We start from the raw sequence: 12,690 nt of genomic DNA, 5'->3' as shown, positions 1-12,690 counted from the left end.
AACAACGTCGTCGCAGGCGAGATGATGAAGCTCATCCAGGGAGACAAAGGCGGATTTAACTCTATTTATATGATGGCAGACAGCGGCGCGAGAGGCTCTGCGGCGCAAATTCGCCAGCTAGCCGGTATGCGCGGTCTTATGGCGAAGCCTGACGGCTCGATCATCGAGACTCCGATTATATCAAACTTCCGCGAAGGTCTAAACGTTCTTGAGTACTTTAACTCAACCCACGGTGCTAGAAAAGGTCTTGCGGACACCGCGCTAAAAACGGCGAATGCCGGATACCTAACCAGAAAGCTAATCGACGTCGCGCAAAACGTGAAAGTCACTATGCACGACTGCGGCACCCATGAGGGCGTCGAGATCACCGAGATCACCGACAACGGCGAGCTTATCGAGAGTTTAGAAGAGAGAATTTTAGGCCGCGTACTAGCCGACGACGTGATCGATCCGATAGCAAACGATATTTTATTTCATGAAGGTACTCTTATAGATGAGGAAAAAGCCAAAGCGATAACCGAAGCTGGTATAAAATCTGTCAGCATCAGAACGCCGATAACTTGCAAAGCGGCAAAAGGCGTCTGCGCGAAATGCTATGGCGTGAACTTGGGCGAAGGAAAGCTGGTAAAACCGGGCGAAGCCGTCGGCATCATCTCGGCTCAATCTATCGGCGAACCCGGTACTCAGCTAACGCTAAGAACCTTCCACATCGGCGGTACGGCATCTACAGAGCAGCAAGACTACCAAGTCGTCGCGCAAAAAGAGGGCTTTATAAGATACTACAATCTAAACGTTTACGAAAACGGCGGTAAGAGAATCGTGGCAAATCGCAGAAACTCGGCCGTCTTGCTCGTCGAGCCTAAGATCAAAGCTCCGTTTGACGGAAAGATCGAGATCGAGATCGCTCACGAGGACGTAAACATCATCGTAAAAGGTAAAAAAGAAGAGGTAAAATACACTCTAAGAAGAGGCGACCTAGCGAAACCTAACGAGCTAGCCGGCGTTAGCGGTAAGGTCGAGGGTAAAATTTACATCTCTTATGCCGACGGCGATTCTGTTAAAGAAAACGAAAGTATCGCCGAGGTCATCAAAGAAGGATGGAACGTACCGAAACGTATCCCGTTTGCGAGCGAAATAAAGGTAGAAGACGGCGAGCCGATCGCTAAGAAAATCCTTGCGGGCGCAAACGGCGTACTTAAATTTTACATCTTAAAGGGCGATTATTTAGAGCGCTTAAGAAATATCAAAAAAGGTCACGTCGTAACGGAAAAAGGCTTATTTGTCGTGGTTGCCGACGAGGACGATAGAGAGGCGGTTCGCTACTATATCCCGCGAAACTCTATCATAAAAGCAAACGATAGCGACATCGTGGATAGCAAGGCGGTCATCTCCGAGCCTGAAAGCCAAGAAAAAACCGTCGTAGCCGAGTGGGATCCGTACTCTACGCCGATCATCGCCGAGGCTGCAGGTAGAGTGACATACGAGGATATCGAGCCTGGTTATAGCGCCGCAGAGCAGTACGACGAGGCGACCGGTCAGAGCCGTCTAGTTATCAACGAGTATCTGCCTTCGGGCATCAAGCCTACGATCGTGATCAGCACCGATGATGGCAAGGTGATCCGCTATCAGCTAGAGCCAAAAACCGCGATATTTGTAGCCAACGACGAAGTAGTGAAGCAAGCCGATATCCTAGCTAAGACACCTAAAGCCGTCGCGAAGTCGAAAGACATCACGGGCGGTTTGCCACGCGTTTCCGAGCTATTTGAGGCTAGACGTCCAAAAAATACGGCTATCATCGCTGAAATCGACGGCACCGTAAGATTTGAAAAACCGCTTCGCTCCAAAGAGCGTATCGTGATCGAGGCCGACGACGGTGCGACTGCCGAGTACTTGATAGACAAAACTCGTCAAATTCAGGTTCGCGACGGCGAATTTATCCACGCCGGCGAGAAGCTAACCGACGGACTAATTTCAAGCCACGACGTCTTGAGAATTTTGGGCGAGAAGGCGCTACATTATTATTTGATCAGCGAAATTCAGCAAGTTTACCGCTCTCAAGGCGTTGCGATCGCCGATAAGCACATTGAGATCATCGTTTCCCAGATGCTTCGTCAGGTTAAGATCGTCGATAGCGGCGATACGAATTTTATCACCGGCGATATGATCTCTCGAACTAGATTTAAGGAAGAAAACGAGCGCATAATGCGAATGGGCGGCAATCCTGCGATCGCCGAGCCTATTTTGCTAGGCGTTACGCGCGCTGCTATCGGAAGCGATAGCGTGATCTCGGCCGCATCGTTCCAAGAGACGACTAAGGTTCTAACTGAGGCTTCGATCGCAGCTAAGATCGACCACCTCGAGGATCTAAAAGAAAACGTCATTCTAGGACGCATGATCCCTGTCGGAACGGGTCTTTATCAAGATCAAAAGATCAAGCTAAAACAAAACTAAATTTAACCCCACAAGCCTCGCCAAATTCGGCGGGGCTTAAATTTGCCTCGTTTTAAAGCTAGCCGGATAAAATCAATCCTTTAAATTTGAAAATTTGGAGTAAAAAAGAAAAATTTCGATTTGGGAATTTTGTTTGCGAGACTAGGGCTTGGTGCCTGGCTTTTTATGCACGGCTTTGCGAAAATTTTACACGGCATAGGCGGCGTAAAAAGTATTTTAACAAAAAGCCGGCTTGCCTGAGATTGTGGCTTACGGCTCCTATATAGGCGAGGTTGTTGCGCCGATAATGATAATTTTAGGGATATTTTCAAGGATTGGAGCAGCTCGTTATCGGCACGAGTCTAACGATAATATGCGCCCACCACAGACTTGGAAATTTACTTGAGCTTACAAATGTCGGCGGCTTTAAAGCTGAAATTTTATATCTTTACATCGCCTTGTCGCTCTGCATCATCTTTAACGGAAGCGGAAAACACGCGATTAGAAAAGATTGGCGCGATAAAATTCAGTGTTAAAGATGAAATTTACCTTATATTAAGCCAAATTTAAATAAAATCAAGTCTTTTTAATAAATTTAGTCGAAAGGAATTACTGTGCCAACCATTAATCAATTGGTCAGAAAAGAGCGCAAGAAAGTGACTTTTAAGTCAAAATCTCCAGCGCTAAAAGAGTGTCCTCAAAGAAGAGGAGTTTGCACTAGGGTCTATACTACGACTCCTAAAAAACCAAACTCGGCTTTGAGAAAAGTTGCCAAAGTTAGGCTTACAAGCGGATTTGAAGTGATCAGCTATATCGGCGGTGAAGGCCACAACCTACAAGAACACAGCATCGTGCTAGTGCGCGGCGGCCGTGTTAAAGACTTACCGGGTGTTAAATACCACATCGTACGCGGCGCTCTTGATACAGCCGGCGTTGCGAAAAGAACTGTTTCTCGCTCAAAATACGGCGCTAAACGTCCAAAACCTGGTCAAGCGGCAGCCGCAGCAGGTAAAAAGAAATAAAAATTTAGGTTCGCAGACCATGCCATTAGCGGCATAGGTTTGAGTAAAATTTATAAAATTTGAAGGAATAATCAAATGAGAAGAAGAAAAGCTCCCGTCAGGGAAGTAATGCCGGATCCAATTTACGGCAATAAGGTAATCACTAAATTTATTAACTCTCTTATGTACGACGGCAAAAAAAGCGTCGCTACCGAGATCATGTACGGCGCTATCAAAGCTATCGAGAAAAAAAGCGGCGACGTAAAAGGTATAGACGTGTTTAACGATGCTATCGAAAACATTAAGCCTCTTATGGAGGTTAAATCTCGTCGCGTCGGCGGCGCTACCTACCAAGTACCGGTAGAAGTTCGCCCAGCTCGCCAGCAAGCTCTTGCTATCCGCTGGATCATCGGTTTTGCTAGAAAAAGAAGCGAAAGAACCATGATCGACAAGCTAGCTAACGAGCTACTTGATGCGGCAAATTCAAAAGGCGCGTCTTTCAAGAAGAAGGAAGACACCTACAAAATGGCAGAAGCTAACAAAGCGTTTGCTCACTACCGCTGGTAAGAGGAGGCTGGTATGGCAGATAGAAAAACCCCTTTACATATGGTTAGAAACATCGGTATCGCTGCTCACATTGATGCCGGTAAAACTACGACCAGCGAAAGAATTTTGTTCTTTACGGGCATGAGTCACAAGATCGGCGAGGTTCACGACGGTGCTGCTACGATGGACTGGATGGAGCAAGAAAAAGAGCGCGGCATTACGATTACGTCTGCGGCTACCACTTGCTTTTGGAAAGATCACCAGATAAATTTGATCGATACTCCGGGCCACGTCGACTTTACTATCGAAGTTGAGCGTTCTATGCGCGTTCTTGATGGTGCTGTTTCGGTATTCTGCTCAGTCGGCGGCGTACAGCCTCAGTCTGAGACCGTTTGGAGACAAGCAAATAAATATCACGTCCCAAGAATAGTTTTTGTAAATAAAATGGATAGAATCGGCGCAAATTTCTTTAACGTCGAGTCTCAAATCAGAAACCGCCTAAAAGCAAATCCGGTGCCTATTCAAATTCCTATCGGTGCAGAGGATAACTTTAGAGGCGTGGTCGATCTTGTTAAGATGAAAGCTTACGTTTGGGAAGACGACAAAAAGCCGACTGATTATAAAGAGATAGAGATTCCGGCGGAAGTAAAAGAAAAAGCAGAAGAGTACCGCACTAAGTTGATCGAAGCGGTTTCTGAAACCGACGATAGCTTGATGGAGAAATTTTTCTCAGGCGAGGAGCTAAGTGAAGAGGAGATCAAAAAAGGGATCAAAGTAGGCTGCTTAAGAATGACGATAACTCCGATGCTTTGCGGAACGGCATTTAAAAATAAAGGCATCCAGCCGCTACTTGATGCGGTAGTAGCGTATTTGCCTGCACCGGATGAGATCGAGGCGATCAAAGGCGTTTATGAAGACGGTAGCGAAGTAACGGTAGAAAGCACTGATAACGGCGAATTTGCGGCTCTTGCGTTTAAGATTATGACCGACCCATTCGTCGGACAGCTTACCTTTATCCGCGTTTATCGCGGTAGCCTTGAGAGCGGTAGCTATGCTTACAATACCGTTCAGGATAATAAAGAAAGAATCGGCCGCTTGCTAAAAATGCACTCAAACAAACGCGAGGAAATTTCGGTTCTTCACGCGGGCGAAATCGGTGCGGTTGTGGGTCTAAAAAATACCCTAACAGGCGATACGCTAGCTAGCGAAAAAGATAAGGTTATCCTTGAGAAAATGGACTTTCCTGAGCCGGTTATCAGCGTTGCCGTTGAGCCAAAAACTAAAGCCGACCAAGAAAAAATGGCCATCGCGCTTCAAAAACTAGCTCAAGAAGATCCAAGCTTTAGAGTAGGCACCGATGAAGAGAGCGGTCAAACTATCATCAGCGGCATGGGCGAACTTCACCTTGAGATCATCGTAGACAGAATGCTGCGCGAATTTAAGGTCGATGCCGAAGTAGGTCAACCGCAAGTTGCATACCGCGAGACTATCCGCAAAACCGTTGAGCAAGAGTATAAATATGCTAAGCAATCAGGTGGTCGCGGTCAGTACGGACACGTATTCTTGCGCCTTGAGCCGCTACCTGCGGCTAGCGGATTTGAGTTCGTTAACGACATCAAAGGCGGCGTAGTTCCTAAAGAATATATCCCTGCGGTTGAAAAAGGCTGCAAAGAGGCGCTTCAAAATGGCGTACTTGCCGGCTATCCTGTTGAGGACGTTAAAGTTACCCTATTTGACGGTAGTTACCACGAAGTCGACTCATCTGAAATGGCGTTTAAGCTTGCCGCATCTATGGGCTTCAAAGAAGGTGCTAGAAAAGCAGGCGCAGTTATCCTTGAGCCTATGATGAAGGTAGAGGTTGAGACGCCTGAGGACTATATGGGCGACGTTATCGGCGACTTAAATAAACGCCGCGGTCAAGTAAACTCTATGGACGAGCGCAACGGAAGCAAGATTATTACAGCTTTTTGCCCGCTAGCTCAGATGTTTGGTTACTCTACCGACCTTCGCTCTATGACGCAAGGTCGCGCGACTTATTCTATGGAATTTGACCACTACGAGGAAGTTCCAAAGAACGTCAGCGAAGAGATTATCAAGAAAAGAAACGGCTAAGCCGAATTTGGCGGGGGTGCAAATCCTCGCCTTTAAATTTAATTCCCATTTTGCCCTTTGTGGTTAAAATGGCATTTTTTTACAAATTTCATATTTTTGTCCTCATAGCTCAGCTGGATAGAGCGCAGAATTCCTAATTCTGAGGCCGTGAGTTCGAATCTCGCTGGGGACATTCTTTTGGAATATACGAATTCAATCTCACTTTTTTGTTGAGTATTTGTTGCTTCTTAAACATAATATAGATTTTTAGTTATTTTCTGATGCCTATCGTATTTATTCTTTAGCTTGCAAAAATAAAAAGCTATCTAAATTTTCTGAAACAAGTATTTGTGATATGTTATCGTAGCTATACGGGTACAAATTTCTTAATGCAATCAAATATATAATAGTAAGAAAATGCAGATAAATTATATAATATAAGCTAAATATCTTATGAATATAATCCATAAATTATAATTATTCAGCAATCATCAGTTAATCAAATAAAAAATCATTTCCCTCCTTTTTTAGAAAATTATGGTATAATTGGCGATAGTATTCTGTAAAATAGAACACTAAACATCAAGTAACTTTAAAGGAGTCCTTAATGGCAGTAACACAAGCAGAGGTTGCGCAGCTTTATGTGGCGTTATTTAACAGAGCCCCCGAAGGCGCTGGATTCAAGGCATGGATTAATTTCGGCCACAACAAAACACAGGCCGAGATAGCCCAATTAATGCTAGAATCCCCGGCAGCTATAGAGTACTATGGCGGCAGAATAGACCAAGACAAAGACTATATAGAGCTTATCTATAAAAACATTCTTGGTAAAGATTACACAAAAGATCCTGATGGTATTAACGCATGGGTTAAGCACCTTCAGCTAGGTCATTCAAGAGGCGAAACTCTTGTAAAACTATTTGAAGTAGCTCAGTCTGCAGAAGCAAAAGCGGCAGATCCGGTTGCGGCTAAAATTTTCGAAAACAAGACGGCTATTTCAGCTTATATGGCTGAAAAAATCGCTAACATAGAAACAAGTGTTTCTGGAAGTTATGATTATAAACCGTTTCAGGAAATTATAAAAACTACGACCGATACGAATTTTGAAGAGCAAAAAGCAAAAATAGACGCTCTTGCTGCTTCTACGGTTCATACTCTTACCACTGAACCAAATGATCTTACCGGTGGAGTTGGACAAGATATTTTTAACGCGGTTGCAGATTCGTTTGTTGCTACAAACACTCTCAAACCTACCGATAAAATCGATGGCGGAACGGGTGAAAATACTTTAAATGTTACCGTAAAAGATAATTTTAATGGTATGACTACCGGTTTTATCAAAAATATCGATAACTTAAATTTGACAAGCACTGCTACAACTAAAAAAACCTTTAATGCACGAGATATTGAGGGTCTTAAGAAGGTAAGCTTAGATAGTGAAAATGGTATAAATTTCATAAATCCTCACAATTTAGTCGATTTAACCATTGAAAATCTAAAAAGCAGTACGGAGTCGTTTAAATTAAATTATAACACCGGAACTATCGCTGGCACAAATGATACGCAAAATTTAACATTAGATAATGTAAATTTGCATAAAAAAGCTATAGATAACGTGGTTGGCGTTGCAGGTACAGGTATAGATATCCCAAATATCGAAAATTTAAACATAACCACAAAAGGCGAGAAAAGCACCGTATTTATAAAATCAGGTGATAACACAAACCACTATAAAACAATATCCGTCAAAGGTACTACCGATGTTAAGCTTATGGTGGAAAGCGATCGCTTAGAAAAGGTCGATGCTTCTGCATTTACTCACAATTTAGAGTATGAGTTTAACCCTAGTCAACACACCCCTATCGGTGCTACAAATGTTATAAAAGGCGGTAGCGGTAATGACACTATAAAGCTTGACTTTAAAGATGTAGACGCAACAAATAAAACAAATTTCGATATAGACGGCGGTGCTGGTAAAGATACGCTAAATATCGAAAGATTAAAAGCAAAAGAGAACAAATTTACCGTAAACAACATAGAAAAGGTAAATATACAAAAAGTAGACACCGGTACGGCAAATGATACTGCAAGTATAGATTTTGCTGGCTCAGACGTAACGGCTCTTAACACCACAAAAACAAAGAGCAATCTTGTGGTTACGAACTCTACTATAAAAAGCGTTACGGTAGACAAGCCTGATCCGGAAAATACCGATGTAGCTTCCGGCCCTTACGGTAGAGTCGAGTTTAAAAACGGTTATTTACAAGAGATCAATATAACAAACACAATCGATCCTCAAGACGTTAACGGCAATGCTATAATAAATGCTGTTACTCCTGGACTACGCAGCCAAGTTACCGCTTATGTAGCTGCTGACGAGAGCGAAAGAGTAACCGTAAACGTAGATAAAAACGTATATGCTCAAAAGATCGGCGGAGCCGGCGCTACCGCTGCTTGGGTAGACTCAAATAAAATGCATGCAAACGAAGGTATAGGTATCATAGCTCCAAAAGCTAAAGATATAACCGTAAATTTCAACTCTATCGGCACATATGGCAATAGCGTAGCTAATATTACGGGCATGAGCCTTACAAACATAGCGGTTCACGACCTATCTTCTACTATTCCGTTGCCACCGAAAACTCTTGAGAAGTTGACCGTAAATTCAAAGTCAAGCATTCTAAGTAACCTGGATGCTACTTTCTTTGAGAAGCTAAAGGCTTTCAACATTAATACCGATGACAACTTTGACGCTTACGGCACTAGAGAGTTTAACGATATCGAGCAGATCAACGCTAGAGGTCTTGCTTCAAATAATATCAAGACCGGTAATGTTTATTTTGTAGATAACGTGATCGGTAAAGGTAGTGGCGCGGGTGCAGGCACAGCTGACGCTACTCAGTCTATAGCTATCACTGCCGAGCACCTAAATTCATTTAAGGCGAGCAAAGGTGTATTTACAAAAGGTTCTATTTCTGTAAACTTGAATGACATTGGCGGTAACGTTGAGATGGTAAACGCCATAAACAACATAACCACTGCTGCAAACAACCCGACTACCGGTTCTACAATGAAGGGCTATTTTGATTCCACTCCTACGACTTGGAACTTCCAGTACGCAACAGCTGATAACTCTATCGTTACCGAGGGTACGTTTAGCGTAAACGGTAACAACATTACAAATCTTTTGATAGGTAATATAGCTGCAAGAGATATAGAGATCAATCCTGGCAATGCAAGAGGCAATGTTAGCATTGCAAGCGGCGGCGGACAATACACTAGCTCATCTTCGTATACTAATTCGGTGGGTAAAATCGGTAACGACAAAACCATAAACAACACGATAGATATGTCTCAAATGGCAGGCTCATATAACATAGGCGAGCTGTTTGGACAAAATGTTAATTTCAAAGGAGCTGTATTTACTAGGCCTACGTATTATAGCCCTGAAATAGACACCGGACTAGCTAGCGATAGATGGAATACCGGTCAAGGCTCGACTCCAAATGCAATTAAAGTAAATTTCGGCGGAGCTAGAACCGGAACAAATCCTGGAGATAAGCAAGATGTCGTAAACCTTAACGTAAGCGGCGTCCAGACCGGCGAAAAAACTGACGTATACGTCAAATTTGATGACGGTACGGCTTCTCCTAACGACCTTAAAAAATTTGTCGCTAAGGGCGAAAACATAAATCTTATAGTAAATCCTAAATTTAACACCGCGACTACTTCAAAACTAGAAACGATAGATCTAAGCGAAGTAAAAGCAGGATCTACTTCATGGGTAAACCTATCTACCGTTCCTTATAGCACAGATACGACGAGCCATAGCGGATCTACTAATTCAGGTTATAGCAGCTGGCACAATAGAGAGGCAAATCAAGGTTTCGGCAATGCAGGTAACTCAAACCTAAAAAATCCTCTTTCTGATAACTATGGTACTGCGCATGCGAATGACTTTAAGGCTACTTCAACGTTACCTGATTTTGGTCCTAGAACCGGCGTTACCGGTAACGATGCGCCTACTTTCAACGGTACCAAGTGGAGTCATAAAAATGTCGACGGAACAACTACAAACTTAACAAGACCGTCTACTGAACTAGTAAGAGAAAAGAGTGACCTAGGTGCAAATGCTCACGAGAAACTTAAAGAGATCAAGGGAACTCAAGGTAACGACGTGGTATTGCTAGCTAACGATATGGCTGCAAATAACGGCACTGGTAAGCTAAACGTAGATCTAGGCGACGGAGACGACATCATCCACGTAGGTACTTTGGCCACAAATACCGAGATCATCATCGACGGCGGTAAAGGACGCGATCTGTTTGACGTAAGTAGAGCTAAAACCGATGCTAGCGTAAGTAAAATCGTAACCATCAAAAATATCGAGGCTGGCGATAGAATCAAACTTGCCGACTGGTTTGCGCACGGCTATGATCCTAAAGACCCTACCGGCGACAACAAAGATGCTGTTTATACAAATTCGCAGTTCCATACTAGAAACGCCACGGATATCAAGGTAAAATTCTATGACTATAACCACCCTGGAACTACAGGTGACAATAACCCTGCTACAAACGGTAGATATTTCCATACCGAGGTTGCTAATAACAAACTAGCTAAAGACGTCCAACTCCTGCGTACAATAAACCTGTAGATATCACCGGTAGTACCGTAAACGGACAACGCGATACGTCTACAACCCCTCCAAGCAGTAAAGTAACCGGTTATGATTACTCCACAAACACTAAACCTACTATACTCCCTGGCGTAGAAAAAGGCGTAGTAGCTCAATCCGGTACAGACGGTCACGCCGGCGGTGACAGATATGAATATACTGCAAAATACGGCGACCTCGCATGGCAGACAGGTGCCGCTACAAATGACAAAACTATCGTAGCGAGCGGTAGCCAAAATATCTCCGTGGGCGGAAAAAATGCGGACGGTCAGTATGCTACTGAAACATTCCTAAACGGCGCTACAAAACCGTTTGTAGAGACTGGTTCCGCTCCTATTACGGCTGACTTGTCTACTACTAAGAGCACTGGCGTAACGGTATCTACTTCTGGATGGACACAAGGAACAACCCCTACAACTCCTCACCCTACTCCGGGCGTTACATGGGTAACTTGGATCGCAACAAAAGTTGACGGTAGTACTATAGAGTATTATGCTCCATCAAATGTTCATTCGGCAGCTCCTACGCAAGGCACTGGCAACTGGCGTTTAAACACTGACGGTAAATTCTATGAGACTGGCACAGCACAAAACCAGCACACTATCGTGAACGGCGTGCTATATTCTAACGAATACAACGATGTCCACGGTGCTGCAGGCGCAGTCGGTATTAAGGCCGGTACTCCTATCGCAAATCCTCACGGCAGTGGCGCGATAATACAAAACTCAGGCATAGCTGGACAAATAGGACCTGCCGCAACGGCGCCTACTGCTACAAACCTAAGAAAAGCCGTCGTCATAGAGACGTCTAATACAAGCGATAAGTATATAAGCAATATCAGCAGTAGCGATAAGTCTCTATACGATGCGCACAATATCGTAAAACTAACCGTAAACTCTAAACTTACCGATTTGAGTACGGTTGCCGGCCTAGATACTCTAGTCCAAGCTGTAAATCACGCCATAGCTCACAATAGACTATGGAATGATACTACTCAAGTTAGAGACGATGGTCTTAGATTTAGCGCAACTTACTATAGCGATGCAAACGGCGCTACTACGTATGGTCAAACTGTAAGCGGCTATGTAAGACACATCAACTGGGGTGGCGGCGATAATGGATACTACGACGCTCACAACGATAGACTATATGCGTTCTCTTGGAAGGGCGATACATACCTAGTTTATGATAAAAAAGCTGTAGCTGCAGGCACTACCAATTCGATAGGTACTGAAGACACTATCGTAAGACTTGCCGGTGTAAACCTAGAAAACCTAAAATACACCGTTGATCCTGAAAAAGGTACTATCACTATCGATAGTCTCGATCAGGCTTAATCTCCTTTCAGGCGGCTTATGCCGCCTGATTTTTTATCTGACTTTATCTTCGTATTATTTTTAGTAGTTTTTTATTTTATAGCCCTTAATCCGCCCAAACCCAACCACACCAAATTTGATTTTATTTTCATTCCATCCCCACACCGATATAATCACGTTTTTAGGCTAAATAAATCTTTAAATATTACAAATAAATTCCAAATTACACCTTCATTTAAGCTTATTCTTTAAAGTTAAGTCCTATAATAACACTAGCTAAAATAAATTTAATCTAAGGAGGACGCCCAAAAGACGCCAAGAGTAATAAAGGTATTTAGAGTAGAGTCGTAAATTAAAGATTTACAGGTAATAGCTAAGTAAATTTAAGGAGAAGCTATGAAAAACTCAAACGTTTCAAGAAGAGATTTTGTTAAGTTAAGTATGGTAGGTGCCGGAGCTTTAGCTCTAGGCGGAGTAAATGCGCAAGCGGCCGTTAACGCTAAAGACGTCAAATTTGACGAGGAGTGGGACGTAGTTATCGTTGGTTCCGGTTTTGCAGGACTAGCAGCTGGTATCACCGCAGCCGAAAAAGGCAATAAAGTCCTAATCCTAGAAAAAATGGGACGCG

General features: G+C 43.5%; 6 protein-coding genes, 1 tRNA gene and 2 pseudogenes. All 9 read left to right on the top strand.

Annotation, left to right across the window (positions count from 1 at the left end; genetic code table 11):
- Positions 1-2,451: pseudogene (locus Q0314_RS07395) on the top strand (DNA-directed RNA polymerase subunit beta'); the annotation flags it as partial.
- Positions 2,452-2,616: 165 nt separating this feature from the next.
- Positions 2,617-2,966, top strand: a pseudogene (locus Q0314_RS07390) (DoxX family protein).
- Positions 2,967-3,044: 78 nt separating this feature from the next.
- Positions 3,045-3,452 (top strand): 30S ribosomal protein S12, encoded by a 408-nt coding sequence (rpsL, locus tag Q0314_RS07385; protein WP_004322129.1) that lies wholly within the window; start codon positions 3,045-3,047, stop codon positions 3,450-3,452.
- Between the two features lie 75 nt (positions 3,453-3,527).
- Positions 3,528-3,998 carry a 30S ribosomal protein S7 gene (gene rpsG / locus Q0314_RS07380; protein ID WP_002947591.1) on the top strand — a complete coding sequence of 157 codons (471 nt, stop codon included), beginning with the start codon at positions 3,528-3,530 and terminating at the stop codon, positions 3,996-3,998.
- 12 nt (positions 3,999-4,010) lie between these two features.
- Positions 4,011-6,089, top strand: a complete 2,079-nt coding sequence (gene fusA, locus Q0314_RS07375; protein WP_298057886.1) for an elongation factor G — start codon at positions 4,011-4,013, stop codon at positions 6,087-6,089.
- 98 nt (positions 6,090-6,187) lie between these two features.
- Positions 6,188-6,261 (top strand) — tRNA-Arg (locus Q0314_RS07370).
- 414 nt (positions 6,262-6,675) lie between these two features.
- Positions 6,676-10,725 (top strand): DUF4214 domain-containing protein, encoded by a 4,050-nt coding sequence (locus Q0314_RS07365; protein ID WP_298057885.1) that lies wholly within the window; start codon positions 6,676-6,678, stop codon positions 10,723-10,725.
- A 626-nt stretch (positions 10,726-11,351) separates the two neighbouring features.
- Positions 11,352-12,083: a hypothetical protein gene (locus Q0314_RS07360; protein ID WP_298057883.1), complete on the top strand. Its 732-nt coding sequence runs from the start codon at positions 11,352-11,354 to the stop codon at positions 12,081-12,083.
- Positions 12,084-12,458: 375 nt separating this feature from the next.
- Positions 12,459-12,690 (top strand): FAD-binding protein (locus Q0314_RS07355; RefSeq protein ID WP_298057881.1); only part of this gene is annotated, 232 nt, incomplete at its 3' end.

Origin of the sequence: uncultured Campylobacter sp., from assembly GCF_938040115.1 — a bacterium.
GTDB lineage: Bacteria > Campylobacterota > Campylobacteria > Campylobacterales > Campylobacteraceae > Campylobacter_A.
The sequence above is the reverse complement of the archived record's forward strand: the minus strand, read 5'-3'. Positions and strand labels throughout refer to the sequence as shown.

Coding starts and splice junctions, on each gene's coding strand:
- rpsG (WP_002947591.1), top strand. CDS start 3,528: ATGAGAAGAAGAAAAGCTCCCGTCAGGGAAGTAATGCCGGATCCAATT.
- fusA (WP_298057886.1), top strand. CDS start 4,011: ATGGCAGATAGAAAAACCCCTTTACATATGGTTAGAAACATCGGTATC.
- Q0314_RS07365 (WP_298057885.1), top strand. CDS start 6,676: ATGGCAGTAACACAAGCAGAGGTTGCGCAGCTTTATGTGGCGTTATTT.